General features: G+C 76.0%; 19 protein-coding genes. 10 read left to right on the top strand and 9 right to left on the bottom strand.

What is annotated here, in order from left to right:
- Positions 1–18: 18 nt before the first annotated feature.
- The 3 genes from ABT263_RS19930 to nirB are packed head-to-tail and all read right to left on the bottom strand — an operon-like array spanning position 19 to position 4,369.
- Positions 19–1,377, bottom strand: coding sequence for a nitrate/nitrite transporter (locus tag ABT263_RS19930; protein ID WP_352291718.1), 1,359 nt, complete (start codon positions 1,375–1,377; stop codon positions 19–21).
- A complete protein-coding gene (nirD, locus tag ABT263_RS19935; RefSeq protein WP_380389533.1) occupies positions 1,374–1,778 on the bottom strand; it encodes a nitrite reductase small subunit NirD in 405 nt (134 codons plus the stop codon). Before nirD ends, ABT263_RS19930 begins: the two co-directional genes overlap by 4 nt.
- Positions 1,775–4,369, bottom strand: a complete 2,595-nt coding sequence (nirB, locus tag ABT263_RS19940) for a nitrite reductase large subunit NirB (RefSeq protein ID WP_352291720.1) — start codon at positions 4,367–4,369, stop codon at positions 1,775–1,777. The genes nirD and nirB overlap by 4 nt, the downstream gene beginning before the upstream one ends.
- Before the next feature lie 426 nt (positions 4,370–4,795).
- On the opposite strand from nirB, the gene ABT263_RS19945 reads away from it, so the two are divergent.
- The 3 genes from ABT263_RS19945 (at position 4,796) to ABT263_RS19955 (ending at position 8,569) form a co-directional block, all read left to right on the top strand.
- Positions 4,796–5,944, top strand: a complete 1,149-nt coding sequence (locus ABT263_RS19945; RefSeq protein WP_352291722.1) for a uroporphyrinogen-III synthase — start codon at positions 4,796–4,798, stop codon at positions 5,942–5,944.
- The gene (locus ABT263_RS19950; protein WP_352291724.1) at positions 5,944–6,855 is read left to right on the top strand and encodes a sirohydrochlorin chelatase; all 912 of its coding nucleotides are present in this window, start codon (positions 5,944–5,946) and stop codon (positions 6,853–6,855) included. Before ABT263_RS19945 ends, ABT263_RS19950 begins: the two co-directional genes overlap by 1 nt.
- A gap of 154 nt (positions 6,856–7,009) precedes the next feature.
- A complete protein-coding gene (locus ABT263_RS19955) occupies positions 7,010–8,569 on the top strand; it encodes a carboxyl transferase domain-containing protein (protein ID WP_352291726.1) in 1,560 nt (519 codons plus the stop codon).
- Positions 8,570–8,654: 85 nt separating this feature from the next.
- Here the strand turns inward: ABT263_RS19955 and ABT263_RS19960 are convergent, their stop codons facing one another.
- From ABT263_RS19960 to ABT263_RS19970, 3 genes are all read right to left on the bottom strand, one after another.
- Positions 8,655–9,608, bottom strand: coding sequence for a hypothetical protein (locus tag ABT263_RS19960; protein ID WP_352291728.1), 954 nt, complete (start codon positions 9,606–9,608; stop codon positions 8,655–8,657).
- 2 nt (positions 9,609–9,610) lie between these two features.
- Positions 9,611–10,144 carry a SigE family RNA polymerase sigma factor gene (locus ABT263_RS19965; protein WP_352291730.1) on the bottom strand — a complete coding sequence of 178 codons (534 nt, stop codon included), beginning with the start codon at positions 10,142–10,144 and terminating at the stop codon, positions 9,611–9,613.
- Between the two features lie 172 nt (positions 10,145–10,316).
- Entirely contained in the window at positions 10,317–11,291 is a 975-nt protein-coding gene (locus ABT263_RS19970) for a helix-turn-helix domain-containing protein (protein WP_352291732.1), read from the bottom strand.
- A 115-nt stretch (positions 11,292–11,406) separates the two neighbouring features.
- Here ABT263_RS19970 and ABT263_RS19975 point away from each other — a divergent pair, with 115 nt between their 5' ends.
- Positions 11,407–12,201: an NAD(P)H-dependent oxidoreductase gene (locus ABT263_RS19975; RefSeq protein ID WP_352291734.1), complete on the top strand. Its 795-nt coding sequence runs from the start codon at positions 11,407–11,409 to the stop codon at positions 12,199–12,201.
- Positions 12,202–12,718: 517 nt separating this feature from the next.
- Positions 12,719–13,093: an aggregation-promoting factor C-terminal-like domain-containing protein gene (locus ABT263_RS19980; RefSeq protein ID WP_329490926.1), complete on the top strand. Its 375-nt coding sequence runs from the start codon at positions 12,719–12,721 to the stop codon at positions 13,091–13,093.
- A gap of 264 nt (positions 13,094–13,357) precedes the next feature.
- Here ABT263_RS19980 and ABT263_RS19985 read toward each other — a convergent pair whose 3' ends face one another.
- Entirely contained in the window at positions 13,358–13,816 is a 459-nt protein-coding gene (locus ABT263_RS19985; RefSeq protein WP_352291736.1) for an HD domain-containing protein, read from the bottom strand.
- Between the two features lie 153 nt (positions 13,817–13,969).
- Here ABT263_RS19985 and ABT263_RS19990 point away from each other — a divergent pair, with 153 nt between their 5' ends.
- Positions 13,970–14,977: an AEC family transporter gene (locus tag ABT263_RS19990; RefSeq protein ID WP_352291738.1), complete on the top strand. Its 1,008-nt coding sequence runs from the start codon at positions 13,970–13,972 to the stop codon at positions 14,975–14,977.
- Between the two features lie 307 nt (positions 14,978–15,284).
- Positions 15,285–15,608: a hypothetical protein gene (locus tag ABT263_RS19995; protein WP_352291740.1), complete on the top strand. Its 324-nt coding sequence runs from the start codon at positions 15,285–15,287 to the stop codon at positions 15,606–15,608.
- Between the two features lie 71 nt (positions 15,609–15,679).
- Here ABT263_RS19995 and ABT263_RS20000 read toward each other — a convergent pair whose 3' ends face one another.
- Positions 15,680–16,114, bottom strand: coding sequence for a MarR family winged helix-turn-helix transcriptional regulator (locus ABT263_RS20000; RefSeq protein ID WP_352291826.1), 435 nt, complete (start codon positions 16,112–16,114; stop codon positions 15,680–15,682).
- A 119-nt stretch (positions 16,115–16,233) separates the two neighbouring features.
- On the opposite strand from ABT263_RS20000, the gene ABT263_RS20005 reads away from it, so the two are divergent.
- On the top strand, positions 16,234–17,169 hold the full coding sequence (locus ABT263_RS20005) for an alpha/beta fold hydrolase (protein ID WP_352291742.1): 936 nt from the start codon (positions 16,234–16,236) through the stop codon (positions 17,167–17,169).
- Positions 17,170–17,345: 176 nt separating this feature from the next.
- Here the strand turns inward: ABT263_RS20005 and ABT263_RS20010 are convergent, their stop codons facing one another.
- Complete coding sequence (locus ABT263_RS20010; protein ID WP_329490920.1) at positions 17,346–17,609, bottom strand: dsRBD fold-containing protein; 264 nt, start codon at positions 17,607–17,609, stop codon at positions 17,346–17,348.
- Between the two features lie 282 nt (positions 17,610–17,891).
- On the opposite strand from ABT263_RS20010, the gene ABT263_RS20015 reads away from it, so the two are divergent.
- Both ABT263_RS20015 and ABT263_RS20020 read left to right on the top strand, forming a co-directional pair.
- Positions 17,892–18,875: a DMT family transporter gene (locus ABT263_RS20015; protein WP_352291744.1), complete on the top strand. Its 984-nt coding sequence runs from the start codon at positions 17,892–17,894 to the stop codon at positions 18,873–18,875.
- A 29-nt stretch (positions 18,876–18,904) separates the two neighbouring features.
- Positions 18,905–19,579: a DUF6629 family protein gene (locus ABT263_RS20020; protein WP_352291746.1), complete on the top strand. Its 675-nt coding sequence runs from the start codon at positions 18,905–18,907 to the stop codon at positions 19,577–19,579.
- Positions 19,580–19,608 lie beyond the last annotated feature (29 nt).

Here is a 19,608-nt window from a genome sequence, read left to right on the forward strand (position 1 = left end):
CGGTCCGCGCGACCGCGGTCAGCGTGACGCGCGGGGCCGCAGCCAGACCGCCCAGGTCAGCGCCGAGCAGAACAGGTAGGCCGCGAGGAAGCCGAGGTACGCGGCGTCGCCGTTGTGGGTGCTGAGGAAGGACTGCCGGAAGGCCAGGTTGACCAGCACCCCGCCGAACGCCCCCACCGCCCCGGCCAGTCCGATCAGCGCGGACGACCGGCGGCGCGAGTCGGCCTCGGCCCCGGCCGGATCGGCGCCGGCCGCGACCTCCGCCCGGGCCCGGTCCTGGTAGTGCGCCGGGATCATCTTGTAGGTCGAGCCGTTGCCGATGCCGCTCAGCACGAACAGCGCGACGAAGCCGGCGAGGAACAGCGGCAGCGAACCGGCCCGGGAGGCGGACAGCACCACGGCCGTGCCGGCGCCCATCCCCACGAAGGTGGCCAGGGTGACCCGCGGACCGCCCCAGCGGTCGGCCAGCCGCCCGCCGACCGGCCGCAGCAGCGAGCCGAGCAGCGGCCCGAGGAAGGTCAGCGCGGCAGCCTTGACCGGGGTGTCGAAGCGGTCGTGGAACTGCACTTGCAGGACCTGCCCGAAGGCGAAGCCGAAGCCGATGAACGAGCCGAAGGTGCCGATGTACAGGGTGGAGACCGCCCAGCCGTACGGGTCGCGGGCGACCTCGCGCAGCGCCCGGCCCTCGCCGCGCGGCGGGACGGCGAGGTTGTCCATCCGCCACCAGGCCCCGGCCGCGGCCAGCACGATCAGCGGCAGGTAGAGCAGCGGCAGCAGCCGGGGGTGGGCCGCGCCGGCGGTGGCGAGCACCAGCAGGCCGAGCAGCTGCACCGCCGGGACGCCGAGGTTGCCGCCGCCGGCGTTGATGCCGAGCGCCCAGCCCTTGAGGCGGTGCGGGTAGAAGGCGTTGATGTTGGCCATCGAGGAGGCGAAGTTGCCGCCGCCGACCCCGGCGACGCAGGCCACTGCGAGCAGCGTGCCGTAGTGCACGCCCGGGGTCAGCACCAGCGCCGCCAGCGCGGTGGGGACGAGCAGCAGCAGTGCGCTGATCACCGTCCAGTTGCGGCCGCCGAACCGGGCCACCGCGAAGGTGTACGGCAGGCGCAGCGTCGCGCCGAGCGCGGTGGGCAGGGCGGTCAGGGTGAACTTGCCGGCCGTGTCGATGTGGTACTCGGGGCCGAGGAAGAGCACGAGCACCGACCAGAGGCTCCAGACCGAGAAGCCGATGTGTTCGGAGAGCACCGAGAAGACCAGGTTGCGCCGGGCGATCCGGGCTCCGGTCCGGTCCCAGAACGCGGTGTCCTCCGGGTCCCAGCCGGCGAGCACGCTCGGGGCGGGTCTGCTGCCGGGGCGTCCGGTCTCGACGACGGCGCTCATGCGGGGGCCTGCGCGGTGGCGCGGGCGGGCACGGCGGGGCGGGCCGCGGCGGGCGCCGGCTCCACCGCGCTGCGGACCGGCCAGAGCCTGAGGACGGCGGGGGTGCCGTCGGGGGCGGTCTCCTCGTCGAGGCAGCGGCCGTCGGTCAGGTCGAAGACCTGCTTGTACATCGGGGACGCCAGGGTGGGCCGCTCGCCGCGGCTGCCGAGCAGGCCGCGCGAGAGGACGTGCGCGCCGCTGAACGGGTCCCGGTTGTCGAGGGCGTGCAGGCCGCCGGAGCGGTCCCGGAAGACGGCCACCTGCTCGCCGTCGAGCAGCACCGCCACTCCGCGCCCGGGTTGCAGGTCGTCGAGGGTGCAGACGGCACGCCAGCGGGTGCCGTCGTGGATTTCCACGGTCACGGGGTGAGCACCTCCAGTCGGGGCCCGGCCACCAGGACCGGAGCGGGGGTGGTGAGGACGCGCCCGTCCTCACCGGGGCGGGCGGGGCGGATCTGGCCGCGTGCGGGGACGAAGGTGACGGCCGGGTCCGGGGTACCGGGGGCGTTGACGAAGGAGGAGAAGCGCCGGAGCCGGTCGGGGTCGGCCAGGGTGGCCGCCCATTCGTCCTGGTAGCAGCCGATGTGACGAGCCATCAGCTCGTCCAGCTCGGCGGCGATGCCGAGCGAGTCGTCGATGACCACCGCGCGCAGGTGGTCCAGACCGCCCTCCAGGCGGTCCAGCCAGACCGAGGTGCGCTCCAGGCGGTCGGCGGTGCGGATGTAGAACATCAGGTAGCGGTCGATGGTGCGGATCAGCGTCTCGCGGTCCAGATCGGCCGCCAGCAGGTCGGCATGACGGGGCGTCATACCGCCGTTGCCGCCGACGTAGAGGTTCCAGCCGGCCGAGGTGGCGATCACGCCGAAGTCCTTGCTCTGCGCCTCGGCGCACTCGCGGGCGCAGCCCGAGACCGCCGACTTGAGCTTGTGCGGGGAGCGCAGGCCCCGGTAGCGCAGTTCGAGCTCGATCGCGAGGGCGACGGAGTCCTGGACGCCGTAGCGGCACCAGGTCTCGCCGACACAGGACTTCACGGTGCGCAGCGCCTTGCCGTAGGCGTGGCCGGACTCGAAGCCGGCGTCCACCAACCTGGCCCAGATGCTCGGGAGTTGGTCCACGCTGGCACCGAAGAGGTCGATCCGCTGGCCTCCGGTGATCTTGGTGTAGAGGCCGTAGTCGCGGGCGATCTCACCGATCGTGATCAGGCCCTCGGGAGTGATCTCACCGCCGGGCACCCGCGGCACCACCGAGTAGGAGCCGTTGCGCTGCAGGTTGGCGAGGAAGTGGTCGTTGGAGTCCTGCAGCGCGGCCTGCTCGCCGTCCAGGATGTGGCCGCCGCCGAGGCTGGCCAGGATCGAGGCGACGGTCGGCTTGCAGACCTCGCAGCCCTCGCCCCGCCCGTACCGGTCGAGCAGGTCGGAGAAGCCGGTGATGCCGGTGACCCGGACGATCTCGTACAGCTCCGCGCGGGTCTGCGCGAAGTGCTCGCACAGGCCGGTCTGCGGGGCGAACCCCGCCGCCGCCAGCTCCTCGCCGACCACGGTGCCGAGCTGCTTGACGCAGCTGCCGCAGCCGGTGCCGGCCCGGGTGCACTTCTTGACCGCGGCGACGCTGTCGCAGCCCTGCTCACGGACGGCGGCGCGGACCGCCCCCTGGGTGACGTTGTGGCAGGAGCAGAGCACCGCCTCGTCGGGCAGCGCGACCGGTCCGGCGGTGGAGAGCCCGGCGGGCAGCACCAGCTGCTCGGGCGGGACGGTCAGCGGCCGCCCGGCCACCGCGAGCGGGCGCAGGGTGCCGTAGGAGTCGGTGTCGCCGACCAGGACGCCGCCCAGCAGCGCGCCGTCGGCGCCGATCACCAGCTTGCGGTAGACGCCGAGCCGGCTGTCGCTGTAGAGCACGTCGACGGCGCCCTCGGCGGCGCCGTGCGGGTCGCCGAAGCTGGCCACGTCCACTCCGAGCAGCTTGAGCTTGGTGGAGGTGTCCGCGCCCACGAAGCCGTCGCCGGGGCGGTCGGCCAGTTCGCGGGCGGCGGTCTCGGCCATCTGGTACCCGGGGGCGACCAGGCCGTAGACCCGGCCGTCGGCAGCCTGGGCGCACTCGCCGATGGCCAGCACGGCCGGGTCGGCGGTGCGGCAGCGCTCGTCGACCACGATGCCGCCGCGGGCGCCGACCGGCAGGCCGCAGTCGCGGGCCAGCTGGTCGCGCGGGCGGATGCCGGCGGAGAACACCACCAGGTCGGCCGCGAGTTCGCGGCCGTCGGAGAGGCTCAGCGCCCGCACCCGGCCCTCCGGCCCGGTCGCCACGGCGTCGGCGGCGGCACTGGTGTGCACGGTCACGCCGAGGTCCTCGATCTTGCGGCGGAGCAGGGCCCCGCCACCGTCGTCCACCTGGACGGCCATCAGCCGGGGCGCGAACTCGACCACGTGGGTGGACAGGCCCGTCGCCCGCAGCGCGCCGGCGGCCTCCAGGCCGAGCAGGCCGCCGCCGACCACCACGCCGATCGTCGCCCGCTCGGCGTCGGCCCGGATCGCGTCCAGGTCCTCGATGGTCCGGTAGACGTGGCAGCCGGCCGCGTCCCGGCCGGGGACGGGCGGCACGAAGGGCGCGGACCCGGTGGCCAGCACCAGGGCGTCGTAGCGCACCTGCCGGCCGGCCCGGGTGGTGACCGTACGGGCGGCGCGGTCGATGGCGGTGACCGGGTCGCCGAGGCGCAGGTCGATGCCGTGCTCGGCGAGGAAACCGGGCGGGCAGAGCGCGAGGTCCTCGGGTGTCCGGCCGTCGAACAGCGAGCTGAGGTGGACGCGGTCGTAGGCCGGGCGCGGCTCCTCGGCGAGGACGGTGACCCGCCAGCGATCGGCGCCGGGCTGCTCGGTCCAGGCCTCCAGGAAGCGCTGGCCAACCATGCCGTGGCCGACCAGGACGAGCTCCCGTGGTCGGTCGGGCGAGTGCGACGTCATCGCGGTACTCCTCGGGTCGTACGGGGGGTGCGGGGTGGCGGGGTCTGTGGGGGGCTGCTCGGGCGAGCGGGTACGGCGGGTGGGCCGGGTACGGCGGGTGGGCCGGGTGTCCGGCGGGTGGGCCGGGTACGGCGGGTGGGGCGGGTACGGCGGGTGGGCCGGGTACGGCGGACGGGGCGGGTACGGCGGACGGGGCGGGTGTCCGGCGAGTGGTCCGTCGGGTGCCGTCCTCATGCCGAAGAATCTGACCGGTGGTCGTTTCGCGGTCGGGTCCCCCGTGTTGCGCGCGCGGTACGCCTCGCTCACGGCCTCCGGGGGGCGGGGTGCGCGGCAGGACATCAGCCGTAACCGGGGGGCCGGCTTCGCTTACGCCCGGGTGACCGGCGGGCAACTCCGCCGTAACGCGGAGAAAGCACCCTTGCGCCCATGGCAACCTCCCCCACCCCCACCGGCCCGCGTCCCGGCGCACCCCCCGGCCCACTGACCGGCTTCACGATCGGGGTGACCGCGGCCCGCCGCCGCGACGAACTGGTCGCCCTGCTCAGCCGGCGCGGCGCCCAGGTGGTCGAGGCGCCCGTGCTGCGGATCACCCCGCTGGCCGACGACCTCGCCCTGCGCCGGGCCACCGAACTCTGCCTCGCCGCCCCGCTGGACTACGTGGTGGCCACCACCGGCGTCGGCTGGCGCGGCTGGATGAGCGCCGCCGAGGGGTGGGGCCGGGGCGCCGCCCTGGCCGACGCCTGCCGCAGCGCCGTGGTGCTCAGCCGCGGCCCCAAGGCGACCGGCGCCGTCCGGGCGAGCGGCCTCGACGAGGCCTTCTCCCCCGGCTCCGAGGCCACCGACGAGCTGCTCACCTGGCTGCTCGCCCGCCCGCTGGCCGGCCGTCGGGTCGCCATCCAGGAGCACGGCGTCCGGCTGGACGCCTTCGCGGCGGCGCTGCGCGAGCGCGGCGCCGAGGTGATCTCCGTCCCGGTCTACCGCTGGGAGGCCCCGGACGACCCGACACCGGTACGGCGGCTGGTCGAGCAGACCGTCCGGCGGCAGGTCCACGCGCTCACCTTCACCAGCGCCCCGGCCGTCAGCGCCTTCGTGGAGACGGCCACCGCCGAAGGACTGCGGGAGCCGCTGCTGGACGCCCTGCGCGGCGATGTCCTGCCGGTCTGCGTCGGTGCGCTCTGCGCCCGGCCGTTCGCCGACCTCGGCCTGCCCGTGCTGTTCCCCGAGCGCGGCCGGCTGGGCTCCCTGGTCCGCTACCTCGGCGAGACACTGCCCGGCCGGAACCGGCGCGAACTCGCCCTCGCCGGAAGGCTGCTGACCCTCCAGGGCAACGCCGTACTGGTCGACGGCGAGAGCCACTGGCTGAGCCCGCGCGGCGCGGCCGTGCTGCGGGCGCTCGCCGAACAGCCGGGCCGGGTGCTCAGCCGGGCCGAGCTGCTGCGCACCGTCTGGGTGGACGCGGCGGCGGACGAGCACGCGGTCGAGGCGGCGATCGGCCGGCTGCGGGCCGCGCTCGGGCCGCACGGCGGGCTGATCCGGACGGTCCCGAAGCGCGGCTACCGGCTGGCGGCGGCCTGATGCGCCGGACAGCCGCGCGGCGGAACGGGCCGGAGCGGACGACCGACGCGGCCCCGCGGAACCTGACGGACCGGCTGCCCGGCGACGGTCCCCGGGCCCGGCCGGTGATGAGCCCGGTGCGGGGGCCGGCGGCCCGGCCGGCGCCGCGCGGTGGCCGCCCGGTGCTGCTGGCCGTCGCCCACGGCAGCCGCGATCCGGCCGGAACGGCCGCGACCAGGGCGCTGCTCGCCCGGGTCCGCGCGCTGCGCCCCGAACTCGACGTCCGCTGCTGCTTCCTGGACCTCGCCGCGCCCTCCCTGCCCACCGCGCTGGACGGGCTGTCCGCCGGCGAGCCCGCCGTCCTGGTGCCGCTGCTCCTCGGTACCGGCTACCACCTGCGGGTGGACATCCCCGGCGCGCTGGCCGACGCCGGTCTGCCGCACGTCCGGCTCGCCCCCGCGCTGGGCCCGAGCCCGCTGCTGGCCGCCGCCCTGGCGGACCGGCTCGCCGAGAGCGGCCGCCCGCCCGGCGCCGGACCGGTGGTGCTCGCGGCGGCCGGCTCCTCCGACCCGGCCGCCGCCGCGGACACCGCCCGGACGGCGCGGCTGCTCGCCCGCCGGCTCGGCGAGGGCCGGCCGGTCGTCCCCGCCTACCTCTCGGCGGCCCGGCCCACTCCGCAGGAGGCGGTCGAGGCCCTGCACGCGGCCGGCCACCGCGAGGTCGCCGTCGCCACCTACCTGCTCGGCCCGGGGTTCTTCGCCGACCGGGCGGCCGGGACCGCCGCCCGGTGGACCAGTACCCCGCTCGGCACGCACGACGCGCTCGCCCGCCTGGTCGCCGAGCGCTACGACCGGGCCTGCCGCCCGGCCCGCCCCGACCACGCCGACCACGCCGACCTGCCCCGGCGGGAGGAGGCCGCCGCGCTCCGCTGAGCCGGCGCACGGCGGTCGACGCGGTCGGCGCGCGCAACCCCCGCCCCCGAAGCTGTCGACCCGGTCACACCCGCCCGTCGGTCCGGGACGGCTGGTCGGCCGCTGCGTAGGGTGGATCTTGTCGATGCGGACGGCTCGGACGGCGGGGTGGGTTGTGGGGACCGGAAGTTCACTGACGGCACGTCAACTCATCGGCCTGCTGGTGGACCAGGGCTCGTTCCGGAGCTGGGACGAGCCGGTCGGGGCGCAGTCGGCCGACGCCGACTACCTGGCCGCACTGGCCCGGGCGCGCGAACGCACCGGGGTGGACGAAGCGGTGATCACCGGGGTCGGGCTGATCGCCGGCCGGCCGGTGGCGCTGGTCGCCTCCGAGTTCGGCTTCCTCGGCGGCTCGATCGGGGTGGCCACCGCGGAACGGATCACCCGCGCCGTGGAACGGGCGACGGCCGAGCGGCTCCCGCTGGTCGCCCTGCCGGTCTCGGGCGGGACGCGGATGCAGGAGGGGTCGGCGGCCTTCCTCTGCATGCTGCGCATCACCGCCGCCGTCCAGGCCCACCGCGCGGCCGGCCTGCCGTACCTCAGCTACCTGCGCAACCCCACCATGGGCGGGGTCTTCGCCTCCTGGGGGACGCTGGGACAGCTGGTGTTCGCCGAGCCCCGGGCCCGGCTCGGGTTCCTCGGGCCCCGGGTGTACCAGGAGTTGCGGGGCGTGGAGCTGCCCCCGGACGTGCAGCTCGCGGAGACCCTGGCCGGGCGCGGCCTGGTGGACGCCGTGGTGGCGCCGGAGGACCTGCGGGAGGTGCTGCGACGGTCGCTGGCCGTCCTGGCCCCGGCCGCGAGCGTGCCGGAGGCCGTACCCGCACCGGACACCGTGACCGCGCCGGACACCGCACCCGCGCCCGACACCGCGACCGCCCGAGAGCCGGACGCCTGGGACTCCGTGCGGCGCACCCGCCGCCCCGACCGGCCGGGGGCGCGCGAGCTGCTGCGCCGGACGGCCGACGAGCTGGTCCTGCTGGACGCGCCAGGCGGCCGCGGCGGCGCCCTGGTCCGGGCCCTCGCCGTCCTGCACGGACGGCCCGCCCTGATCGTCGGGCAGCAACGGCAGGGTCCGGACCACGAACGCCCGTTCACCGCCGCCGACCTGCGGGCCGTGCGGCGCAGCGCCCGGCTGGCCGAGCAGCTCGGCCTGCCACTGGTCACCGTCGTCGACACGGCGGGCGCCGAGCTGTCGGCGGCGGCCGAACTGGACGGCATCGCCGTCGAGATCGCGCACTGCCTGACCACCCTGCTCGCCCTGCGCACGCCGGTGCTGGCAGTGCTGCTCGGCCAGGGCTCGGGCGGCGGCGCCCTCGCCCTGCTGCCCGCCGACCGGGTGCTCGCCGCCGGCCACGCCTGGCTGGCGCCGCTGCCGCCCGAGGGCGCCTCCGCGATCGTCCACCGGGACGGCGCGCACGCCGCCGACCTCGCCCGCTCGCAGGGCATCGGCGCGGCCGACCTGGCGGCGGTCGGCCTGGTCGACGCCGTGGTGCCCGAACGGCCGGACGCCGCCGACGAGCCGGCCGCGTTCTGCGACCGGCTCGGCCGGGCGGTCGGCGCGGCGCTCACCGCACTCGCCGGGGTACCGGAGGCCGAGCGGCTCACCGCCCGCGCCCGGCGCCACCGCCGGCTCGGGGACCTGCTCGTCGACCCGGCCCGCGGCGGCTCCGCCTAGGACTCACTGACCAGTCGCGCCGCACCGGCGCGCGGCGGGAACGGGTCGGACAAGCCGTGGCTCCCCCCGGGAGGCGGGTCCGGCCTCACTTCAGGAAGTCGACGTGGTCACCGCCCTTCATCGGCACGCCGTCGCGGTCGAAGAGCTGCCACGACTGCGCGGCCTTGCCCGCCGGCCGGGCCACCGCGATCCAGCGCACCGGGGAGTCCCCCACGGTGACCGGCTGCGGCTCGTACGTCGTGCCGTCCGTCCAGGTCACCGTCACCCGGCCGACGTTCGGGTCGAGCCGCGCCGACACCACGTCGAGCGGGGCCACGGTGTCGCCCTTGCCCCGGTGGCCGACCAGGCCCCCGCTGAGCGAACCCACCGTGTCGACGGGCGTCGCCGGCGCGGACGGCGCCGGGACGCTGCCCTGGGAGTCATGACCGAGGCGCACGCCGTCCACCGTGAAGTAGGTGTTCGTGACGTCGTCCCGGGGCTGCCAGTACTGCTTGACGAACGCCTCCGTCGGCGCGGTGAGCTCCGGGTCCGCGGCATGCCGCTCCTGCCAGATCGCCTGGGCCTGCTGATAGGCCTGGTCCTGCCGGGCGAGCGGCCAGAGCGCGATCCAGAGCTTCCACTCCTTGCCGTCCGCGGTGCCCTGGGCGACCACCGCCCGGGCCGGGGTGAAGGGGTCGCGGACCGCCGCCGTCGGCGGGGCCGTGGTGGTGGAGGTGTCGGCCGCCGGTCCGCCACCGGTGCCGCCGCCGGTCCCGGACCCGGCCGGGGCGAGCGCCCCCACCGACGTGCCGCCGGCGGCGGCTCCGTGCAGACCCATCGTCGTGCCGCCGGCCAGCACCACCACGGTGCCCAGCGCGACCGCCCCCACCAGGGTCCGGCGCCGCCGCCGCAACCGGCGACCGCCCGCCATGATCTCCGGCAGCGGCACCGCCCCGACCCGCGCCCCGGCGGCGGCCTCCGCCAGCCCGAGCCCGACCCACACCGCCGAGTCGCCGTCGTCCGTCGCGCCCGCGGCGCCCGTCCGGTCGTTGCCGCGCATGCTCATACCGCACCTCCGACGTGTGTCATGCCCTTGAGTTCCTTCAGCACCGAGACCTCTCGGAGCCTCGCTATCCCCTTCGCCGCCTGGCTGCGCACCGCTCCCGCCGAGCAGCCCATCGCCACGGCGGCCTGGCTGTCGCTCAGGTCCTCCCAGTGGCGCAGCACGACGGCCTCGCGCTGGCGGGGCGGCAGGGTGGCCAGCGCGGCCAGCAACGCCGTGCGCTGGTCGGACCGCGCGTAGCCGTCCTCCTCGCCCGCCGTCTCCGGCACGGCGTGGACCAGCAGTTCCGGCGGGCGGCGCCGGAAGCGGCGGGCGTGCTGGTTCACCAGGATCCGCCGCACGTAGGCGTAGGGGTCCGCGGCCCGGCGGACCTTCCCCCAGGCCGCGCAGGCCTTCTCCGCCGCGGACTGCACCAGGTCCTCGGCCGCGTACTGCTCCCCGGCCAGCAGGTACGCCGTACGCAGCAGCCGTGGCCAGGCCCCGACGATGAACGCCTGGAACTCGTCGTCCCGGTCGGTCTTCGTTTCTCCCATGAGCACCTCCTCACCCCTCCTGAGCCCGGACCGGGCCGGAACCGCTTCCTCCGCGGCGGATCCGGTGCGGTCCGCGTTCGCGCCCGGGGCACCGGGCGGTGCGGTGGGGGAGGTGGGGAGGTGCCGGGTGCGAGGCTCCGGGGGACGCTCCCGGCGCCCTGCCGTGGACGCCTCAGGCGTCGGAGGACCGCACCGGCCCGGCGGCCCGCTCCTGCTGCGACGCCGCCACGGCCTCGGCCAGCCGGGCCAGCGCGGCGGCCTCCGGGCTGTTCTCCGCGGCGCTGAACACGTGCACGACCAGGCCCGTCTCGCCCGGTGCGGCGGGCACGTGCAGCGTCTCGTAGTCCAGGGTGAGCAGCCCCGCCACCGGGTGCCGCAGCCGTTTGCGGCCCGCGCCGCACACCACGATCTCGCCGGTGGCCCAGATCCGCCGGAAGTCCGCGCTGCGCGCCGACAGTTCGGTGATCAGCGCGGCCAGCTCCGTGTCGTCCGGGTAGCTCCCGGCGGAGACCCGCAGCTGGCCGACGGCCTCGCGGGCCCGGTCCTCCCACTCGGGGTGGACGTCCCGGGAGGCGGGGTCGCAGAACAGGTACCTGGCGTTGTTGCCGTCCCGGCCGCCGGGTGTGCCGAGTCCGCCCATCAGTTCGGCGCCCAGCGCGTTCCAGGCCACCACGTCGAGGTGGGGGGTCGTCGCGAAGGCGGGGAAGTGGACGACGGCGTCCAGGAGCCGCCGCAGCTGGGGGCTGACCCGCGCCGCGGGCGCGGTGCCGCGCCGGGCTCCGGCCAGGGTGGCGAGGTGCCGGCGCTCGGCGGCGTCGAGGCCGAGGGCCCGCGCGAGCGCGTCGAGCACCTCGGTGGACGGCTGGGTGGCCCGGCCCTGTTCGAGGCGGACGTAGTAGTCGACGCTGATCCCGGCGAGCTGGGCCAGTTCCTCGCGGCGCAGCCCGCGGACCCGCCGGTGACGGCCGCCGGCGATGCCGACGTCCTCCGGAGCGACGCGGCCGCGCCGGGCCCGCAGGAAACCGCCGAGCGCCCGCCGGGTGTCGCCGACCCCGTCGACCGCCCCCACCGTCCCGACCGCCCCGAAGGCCTCGACCCGGCCGCCGCCCCCGCCCGTGCCGTCCGTCGTCGTGTCCGTGTGCCTCATCCCGCCCCCGTTTCCTGGCGTCCAGTATGGGTGGCCCTCCCGGTACCAGGATCACCGGTCCTCCGGTTGACCAGGGTTCTGGCTGCCCGGCCGCGCCCGGGAGAGCGTGTACGACATGACCGCAGCCACGCCCCAGCAGCAGAAGATCCTCGTCGTCAGCGCCCACCCGGACCCCCGCTCGCTCAACACCGCCCTCACCGCGTTCGCGGTCGACCGCCTGCGCGGCGCGGGGCACGAGGTCCGGCAGTCCGACCTCTACGCGATGAAGTGGAAGGCCGGGCTGGACGCCGACGACTTCCCCGCACACGCGCCGGACGAGCGGCTGCACGTGATGGCCGCCTCGGAGCGGGCCACGCTGGCCGGGCGGCTGTCGCCGGACATCGCCGCGGAGCAGGAGAAGGTGCGCTGGTCGGACGCGGTGATCCTGCAGTTCCCGCTCTGGTGGTTCTCGACCCCCGCGATCATGAAGGGCTGGATCGAGCGGGTGTTCACCGCCGGGTTCGGCTACGGCCCGGCCCTGCCTCCCCCCTACACCCGGGACTCCGCCCTGGCGGGCCGGCGCGCGCTGATGTCCGTGACGGCGGGCGCCCGGGAGACGTCGCTCCTCGACCGGGGCATCCACGGCCGGCTGGCGGACGTGCTCCACCCGGTCCAGCACGGCCTCTTCTGGTTCACCGGTATGGCACCGCTGGAGCCGTTCGCGGTGTACGACGCGAACGAGCTGTCCGAGGAGCGCTTCGAGGCGGCGAAGGAGGCGTACGGCCGGCGGCTCGACGGGCTCTTCACCGACGAGCCGGTCCCGTTCCGGTCGCTCGTCGGGGGTGACTACGGCCGCGACATGCGGCTGATGCCGGGTGTGGAGGCGCCCGGGACGGGCGGGTTGGACCTGCACGTCCGCCCGCGCGGCTGAGGAGCCCGGGCGGCGGGACCCGGTCCGGGCCGTCGGGGCGCCCACCGAGGCCGCACCGGTGTGGCGCCGCTCTCAGATCGTCTGTACCCGTAGTGGTTCCCCCGGACCGGTCCGTGACGGGCCCCGGTGGCCCGCCGGTGAGTGCGCTCACACACGAAAGGCCGCCACGACGGGCGGTAGTCGTTCTCGGGACAGCCACTCGGTCGGCCGCCGATCGCCGATCCGCCCAGGCCGGCGGGCACGCCGCAGGCGGCTCCGGAGGACCCTTCGAATCCACGGCACGACCCCGGCTACGACGCCCGGTCGTAGCGAGGGGGTCTTGGCGACGGCCGATCCCGTCTGGCAACAATGGCTCAGTCGTCAGCCGCTCCGGCACCTGTCCCGCCGGAGCACGGCTTACTGCCGAGTCACGCCCCGCGACCGTATCGGCCCCTGTCCGGCCAACGGTCGAGGCGGGGCGTGACACCGGCCCAACCCGATTGAGGTCTTCTCCTTCATGCCCGCTTTCAAGCTCCGTATGCGTACTTCCGCCGCTCTTCTCGCCGGCGCCGCCGGTCTGACCGCCCTGGGCGCCGGCCTGGTGCCCGCCACCGCCTCGGCCGCGACCGTGTCCCCCCAGGCCCTCGCCGCCCAGATCGTGCCGGCCGGCCAGCTCGCGTCGTTCAGCCAGATCATCAGCCACGAGTCCAGCTGGAACGTGACCGCGACCAACCCCAGCTCGGGCGCGTACGGCCTGGCCCAGGCGCTGCCGGGCTCGAAGATGGCCTCCGCCGGTGCGGACTGGAAGACCAACCCGAAGACCCAGATCAAGTGGGCGCTGGACTACATGAACTCCCGCTACGGCAGCCCGAACGCCGCCTGGTCGTTCTGGCAGACCCACCACTGGTACTAAGCCGAACTCTTCCGAGCCACCGGGCCGGCCGGCCGATCGATCGCCGGTGCTCCGCCGGGGCTCCGGCTGCCGCAGCCAGACCACTGTCCCCCCTCACCCCGGGGATCGGACAGGGATCACCGGGGTGACCGAGAGGGCCCGTGCACGCGCGATCCGCGTGCGCGGGCCCTCTCGCCCGTCTCCGGCCCCGGGCCGGCGCGCTCCCCCGGACCCGACCGGGCCGGACGCCGGGCGGACCGGACCGGTGCCGGGCGGCGAAGGGGGTCAGTCGCCGTCCACGCCCACCAGGCCGAGCAGTTCGCGCATCCGGCGGTACTTGGCGGCCAGCCGTTCGGCCGTCGGCGCGTCCAGGGTGGCCAGCCGGGCCGGACTGGAGTTGTGGGCCAGGTCGGCCCGCTTGACCAGGAGCGCGCCGGGGGTCGCCAGGATGCGGGCCGTGTACTCCTCCACCGGCTCGCCGGGGCGCTTGCTGAGGGCGTCCACGATCGCCTTGGTGTCCTCGGACAGGGCCGCGGCGGCCAGCCACTCGCGGGTCAGCACCTCGTCCTCGATCGCGTCGTGCAGCCAGCCCGCCGCGATCTGCTCCTCGCTGCCGCCGCGTTCCGCCACACCGTGCGCCACCGCGGCGAGGTGCTCGCTGTAGGGGTGACCGTTCTTGTCAACCTGCCCGTCATGGGCACGCCGCGCGATCGTCTCGACCTCGGCCAGGCTCAGGTTCTCCACCGGGCCATGGTAGGCCGGGAGCCCCCGCGGGATGCCCGGCCGACTCGGCCGGGAGGGCGTCTGGTTGACTGCGGCGGTGCCGGGAGACCCCCGCGCCCCACCCACCGGACACCGCCGGACACCCCGGACCACCCCGGACCACCCCGAGGAGCCATGCCCAGTCTGCACCCGTTGCTCTCCGGCTTCGCCCCGATCTGGGCCCTCATCGGGATCGGCTACCTGGTCGGCCGCAGCGGACTGCTCGGGCCGCACGCCGACGCGGTGCTGAGCCGGTTCAGCTTCCATCTGGCCATGCCCGCGGCCCTGTTCCTGATGATCGCCCGGACGCCGCTGAACCGGTTCGCCAACCCGTCGATGCTGGCCTTCGCCGCCGGGACGGCGCTCGCCACCGGTCTCGGCCTGCTGGCCGCCCACCGGTTCTTCGGCCGGGGGCTCGCCTCGGGCACGATCGGCGGGATGGCCTCCGGCTACGTCAACTCCGCCAACCTCGGCATTCCGGTGGCCCTCCAGGTGCTCGGCGACGCGTCCTTCGTCGGACCGGTCGTGCTGTTCCAGACCCTGCTGGTCACCCCGATCGTGCTGACCGTCCTGGACACCGGCCGCGCCGGCCGCCGGGCCGCGCTCACCCTGCCGGTGCGCAACCCCATCCTGCTGGCGGTCGCGCTCGGCGCAGCGGTCTCCGCGACCGGCTGGCACCCGCCCGCCGAGCTGACCCGCTCCTGCGAACTGCTCGGCGGCGCGGGCGTGCCGGCCGCGCTGGTGGCCCTCGGCATGTCGCTGCGCGGCCGCCCGACGACCGCCGCGGACACCGGTACCGGCACCGGCACCGTTCCTGGTGCCGGTGCTGACATCGGCGCGGGCCCCGGCAACGGCGCGGGCCCCGGCGACCGCCGGTACGCGGAGGTCGGGGTGACGGTGGTGCTCAAGACGCTGATCCAGCCACTGGCGGCGTTCGCCGTCGGGGCCGGCCTGCTCCACCTGCCGCCCCACCAACTGCTCACCGTGGTGCTGTTCTCCGCCCTGCCGACCGCGCAGAACGTGTTCGTCTACGCCGCCCAGTACGGGCACGGCACCGCGCTCGCGCGGCGCTCGATCCTCTGCTCCACCGTGGTCTCGATGGCGACGCTGTCACTCGTCAGCTGGACGCTCGGACCCGGCTGAGCCGTACGGCCCGGCACCGTCGGACCGGCGCCGCGACGGCGGGTCGGCCCGGCCGACGAAGCGGGCGTTGATGTGGGCATTGAAGTGGGCGTTGAAGTGGGCGTTGAAGTGGGCGACGTGGGTGAAGCGTGGGGAATTCGTGGAGCCCGACGGGGGCGGGATCCGGTGCCCGCCGGTACGCCGCCGGTGGGGAGCCGTCAAGAACCCGCCCGACCTGTACAAGACGCGTGCGACCACGCGGAAAGCATCGCCTCCCGGGCGGCGCGGTGGAATGCTGGCGAGCATGACTGAAGCCAACCGTCCACCCATGGTCAAGCGTCAGTGCCCCGCCGTCGTCACGCTCCCGCAGTCCGATGTGGATCACTTCAACAGCCTGCCGCACGCCGCCTTCATGATGGAGCAACACCTCCGCTGCGAGCTCGTCGCCGGGCACGAGAGCACCCACTGCGCCCTCGTCCAGGGCGTCGGCAACGACCTGCACTGGGCCTCCTGGCCCGTGTACACGGTCGAGTTGGCGCCGCGCTGTCCGGCCGAGGCCGGGCTGAAGGGGCCGGAGCACGTCAGGGAACCCGACTTCTGCCTGCTCCGCGAGGGCCACCCCGGGGACCACTTCGGCGAGACCTGGTTCTGATCCCCCGGCGCCCCCGGGGGTGCCCCGCGTCACCGGCCCCGGACGACGATCGCCTCGCGTCCGCGGTCCGGTCACTCCTCCCGGGCCGTGGCCACCACCTCGGTCATGGCCAGCAGGAACCGCCGGGCCGTCGCCAGCTCCGAGGGGTCGAACCGGCCCATGGCGGCCACCAGATCGGCGATCAGCCCGCCGAAGAAGCCCTGCCCGAGCTCCACCGCCCGCTCCTCGACCACCAGCCGGACGCGTCGGCGGTCCCCGGGGTCGCGCTCGCGGCGGATCAGGCCGAGCCGCTCCAGCCGGTCGACCAGGCCGGTGGTGCCCGCCGAGTTCAGCCGCAGCGCCTCGCCGAGCCGGCCCGGCGTCACCACCGTCCCGGCCCGGGCGGCGTCCAGCAGGTGGATCAACGCGCGCAGGTCGGTCGGGTGCAGGCCGTGGCGGCCGGCGAACTCCGCTCCGAACAGGTCCAGTTCGACGGTCAGGCCGCGCAGCAGATGGACCAGCCGCATCGGCTCCTCGGGTTCGTCCACCTCGTTCTCCTTCCGCTCCAGGTGCGGTGGCACTATTCTCTCGCTCAGCGAGATTATTGTTCAGCGAGTAATTTTGCCACCCGCCGGAGGACAGCAGAATGTCAGCACGCGACTCACGCTCCTCACGAGCCTCAGGAACCCCGCAGGACACCCGGACCACCGGCGTGGGCGGCGCCGGCGATCCGCTCGATGCGTTCCTCGCCGCCTACGACGCCGTGCTGGCCCGCTGGCCCGTCCCCGCCGAGCCGCTCACCGTCCGGACGCCGCACGGCACCACCCGCGTCAACGCCTGCGGCCCCCGCGACGGGCGGCCGCTGGTCCTGCTCCACGGCGGCGGCGCGACCTCCACCGGCTGGCTCGCCGCGGTGGAGGCGCTCACCTGCGCCGGGCACCGCGTCCTCGCCGTCGACCTGATCGGCGACCCGGGGCGCAGCGTCCACGACGGCGCCCCGCTCGGCGGTGTGCCCGGCCTGCTGGGCTGGCTGGACGCCGTGCTCGACCGGCTCGGCGTGCCCGAGGCCGACTTCTGCGGTCACTCGTACGGCGGGTGGACCGCCCTGGAGTACGCCCTGCACGCCCCCGCCCGGGTCGGCCGGCTCGCCCTGCTGGATCCGACCCAGTGCTTCGCCGGCTTCCGCGCCGGCTACCTGCTGCGCGCGCTGCCGCTCTTCCTGCCGCCCCGCTCGGCCGGCCGCGCCCGCGCCTACCTGGACTGGGAGAGCGGCGGCAGCGGCCTGGACGCCGGCTGGCGCGAACTCTACGCCCTCGGCCACGCCGGGTTCCCGGCCTCCCGGGTGGTCACCGGACCCCGCCCGACGCGTGAACGACTGGCCGCCCTCGGGGCGCCGGCCCTGGTCCTGCTCGCCGAGCGCAGCCGCACCCACGACGCGCGCCGCGTGGCCGCGTCGGCCCGCGAGGCCCTGCCCGGCGCCACGGTCGCCGTGCTGCCCGAGGTCTCCCACCACACCCTGCTCACGGCCCCGCCCACCGAACTCACCGGCCGGCTCACGGCATTCCTGTCCGGCGGCGCGTGACCGGCTTCGAACCGGAGGGCGGCGGGGCCCAGTAGGTCATGCTGCCCGGAACCCACGGGGAGGCGCGGGACCCACCGCCACCCACCCCGTGGGTCCCGGGCGGCGCGCACCGGCCGGCCCGGGTGCGCGCGTCAGGTCGACCGGCCGGGCGGACGGCGGGTCAGCGGACGGGCGGTTCAGTAGATCAGGTAGCCCGGCCGGTGGCCCTCGTCCTCGATCTCGCCGGTCGCCTGGGCCCGTAGCTTGCGGGACAGCGCCTCCAGGGCGCGGGAGGCGGCGACCTCCTCACCGATCCGGGCGAGCGGGCGGTCCTCCGCGCTCTTGAGCGACTCTCCGTGGGCGCTGAGGCCCGGTGCCCTGGCACCGGTCAGCCTCGCGTCGCATCCCGTGTGCACGCCGTCTTCCTCGAAGCTCAGCTCCACATCCCACTGGTTGTGCATGCCACACCTCCTGGCGCCTGCCCCCGTCGCGCCCACTCGGGCCGGCACGGTTGCGGACCCGTGGCGGCTGCTCACACCAGCGTGCGCCCCCGGCGCCCGGGGCGGCAAGCGCGGCCCCGGGCGCCGGGGCAGGCAGCGGAAGCAGCCGTCCGGCCCAGGGCGGCCCCCGTCCCGGCGGTCCGGTCAACGCCCCGGCGGTACGCTGGCGGAAACGTGCCGCGACCGCCGTCGAACCACGGATCGCCGGTCCGGCGCGGGCAGCGACGTTCGGGTGGTCCCTTCGTGGTGGTCTTCCTCCTCGCACTGAGCGCCGCCTGCTGCCTGGGGCTCGGATTCGTCCTCCAGCAGCACGCGGCACAGCGTGCCCCGCGTGCCGACCTGCTGCGCTGGCGGCTGCTGCTGGACCTGCTGCGGATGCCCGAATGGCTGCTCGGCACCGGGTTCATGGTCAGCGGTCTGATCCTCTCCGCACTCGCCCTCAACCAGGGCGAGGTCTCGCTGGTCGAGCCGCTGCTCGCCACCAATCTCCTGTTCGCGATGGCGCTGTCCCGGGTGCTGACCCGGCAGAGCCTCGGCCGGTCCGGCTGGGCCGGCGTGCTGCTGCTCGCCCTCGGTGTGACGGCGTTCATCGTGGCCGGCCGCCCCACCGGGGGCGGCGAACCGGCCGGGGAGCTGCGTCACTGGGTGGTGGTCGGCACCGTGGTCGGCCTGACGCTGCTGCTGGTCTCCACGGCCCGCCGGATGCCGCTGTTCGAGGAGGCCACCCTGCTCGCCCTCGCCGCCGGCCTGCTCTACGGCCTCCAGGACGCGCTCACCCGTACGACGACCCTGCGGCTGGACCACGACGGGCTGGGCGCGGTGCTGCGCAGCTGGCAGCCGTACGCGGTGGTGGCGGCGGGTGTGGTCGGACTGCTGCTGGTGCAGAGCGCGTTCGAGGCCGCCCCGCTGCGGATGTCGCTGCCCGCGCTGACGGCGGCCCAGCCGATCACCGGGATCGCCTGCGCGGTGGGCTTCCTCGGCGACCGCCTGCGGGTCACCCCCGGCGCGCTGGCCTGGCAGGCCGCGGGACTGGTGGCGGTCGTCCTCGGGGTGATCGTGATCGGGCGCCACCCGGCCATGCCCGGCAGCGGCCACCGGGCGGTCCCGCGCGCCGCCGAAGCCGCCGACCGCCCGGACGGCGGCGGCTCGCCGGACGGCCCGGACGGCCCGGACTCCCCGGACGGCCCGGACGGCGCGGGCCCCACCGACAGCACCGGCTCCCGGTAGCCGGCCCGGCCAAGGAACGGCGGCGACCCATGTGCTGGAGCGCGCAGGCGGACCTCGTCGCCGGCGGGGTGGTGTCGGGCATCGGCGTCCTCTGCCTGGTCCGGACCCACCGCGCCGGACGCCCCGAGCGGCTGCCGCTCGCGGCCCTCCCGCTCGTCCTCGGCGTGCACCAGCTGATCGAGGCCGCGGTCTGGCACGGCGCCGAGGGCGGCCTCCCCGCCGGTCCGGCCGGGTGGGCCCGGACCGCGTGGGCCGTGATCGCGTTACCGCTGCTGCCCGTCCTGGTCCCGGTGGGGGTGTGGACCGCCACCCGCGACCGGGCCCGCCGGCGCCCGCTGCTGGGCTTCGTCCTGCTCGGCCTGCTGGTCGCGGTCCCGCTCGCGCTCGCCGTCGCGACCCGCCCGGTGACGGCCACCGCGCACGGCCACACCCTCGGCTACGCCGTCGGCATCCCGCACGCGGCGCTCCTGCTGACCGGCTACCTGGTGGCGACCGTCGGGCCGCTGCTCCTCAGCGGCGACCGCCTGTTGCGCCGGCTCGGCCTGCTCACCGGGGCGGGCGCCGTCCTCTGCGCGCTGCTCTGGCGGCTGGCCTTCGTCTCCACCTGGTGCTCCCTGGCGGCCCTGGCCAGCCTGCTGCTCCTGCACTGGACGGCCCGCCCGCCCCGGGACGCGGCCCCGGCCGGCGACCCGGCGGCGTTCTGACACCACCCGTCGCCCGTGGCCCCGGGCCC

It is taken from the genome of Kitasatospora sp. NPDC001603 (assembly GCF_040298365.1).
Lineage (GTDB): Bacteria > Actinomycetota > Actinomycetes > Streptomycetales > Streptomycetaceae > Kitasatospora.

What these genes read in the sequence shown, in the direction of transcription:
- ABT263_RS19930 (WP_352291718.1), bottom strand. Translation starts at nt 1,377, where the DNA reads ATGAGCGCCGTCGTCGAGACCGGACGCCCCGGCAGCAGACCCGCCCCG.
- nirB (WP_352291720.1), bottom strand. Translation starts at nt 4,369, where the DNA reads ATGACGTCGCACTCGCCCGACCGACCACGGGAGCTCGTCCTGGTCGGC.
- ABT263_RS19945 (WP_352291722.1), top strand. Translation starts at nt 4,796, where the DNA reads ATGGCAACCTCCCCCACCCCCACCGGCCCGCGTCCCGGCGCACCCCCC.
- ABT263_RS19950 (WP_352291724.1), top strand. Translation starts at nt 5,944, where the DNA reads ATGCGCCGGACAGCCGCGCGGCGGAACGGGCCGGAGCGGACGACCGAC.
- ABT263_RS19960 (WP_352291728.1), bottom strand. Translation starts at nt 9,608, where the DNA reads ATGCGCGGCAACGACCGGACGGGCGCCGCGGGCGCGACGGACGACGGC.
- ABT263_RS19965 (WP_352291730.1), bottom strand. Translation starts at nt 10,144, where the DNA reads ATGGGAGAAACGAAGACCGACCGGGACGACGAGTTCCAGGCGTTCATC.
- ABT263_RS19970 (WP_352291732.1), bottom strand. Translation starts at nt 11,291, where the DNA reads ATGAGGCACACGGACACGACGACGGACGGCACGGGCGGGGGCGGCGGC.
- ABT263_RS19975 (WP_352291734.1), top strand. Translation starts at nt 11,407, where the DNA reads ATGACCGCAGCCACGCCCCAGCAGCAGAAGATCCTCGTCGTCAGCGCC.
- ABT263_RS19980 (WP_329490926.1), top strand. Translation starts at nt 12,719, where the DNA reads ATGCGTACTTCCGCCGCTCTTCTCGCCGGCGCCGCCGGTCTGACCGCC.
- ABT263_RS19990 (WP_352291738.1), top strand. Translation starts at nt 13,970, where the DNA reads ATGCCCAGTCTGCACCCGTTGCTCTCCGGCTTCGCCCCGATCTGGGCC.
- ABT263_RS19995 (WP_352291740.1), top strand. Translation starts at nt 15,285, where the DNA reads ATGGTCAAGCGTCAGTGCCCCGCCGTCGTCACGCTCCCGCAGTCCGAT.
- ABT263_RS20000 (WP_352291826.1), bottom strand. Translation starts at nt 16,114, where the DNA reads ATGCGGCTGGTCCATCTGCTGCGCGGCCTGACCGTCGAACTGGACCTG.
- ABT263_RS20005 (WP_352291742.1), top strand. Translation starts at nt 16,234, where the DNA reads ATGTCAGCACGCGACTCACGCTCCTCACGAGCCTCAGGAACCCCGCAG.
- ABT263_RS20010 (WP_329490920.1), bottom strand. Translation starts at nt 17,609, where the DNA reads ATGCACAACCAGTGGGATGTGGAGCTGAGCTTCGAGGAAGACGGCGTG.
- ABT263_RS20020 (WP_352291746.1), top strand. Translation starts at nt 18,905, where the DNA reads ATGTGCTGGAGCGCGCAGGCGGACCTCGTCGCCGGCGGGGTGGTGTCG.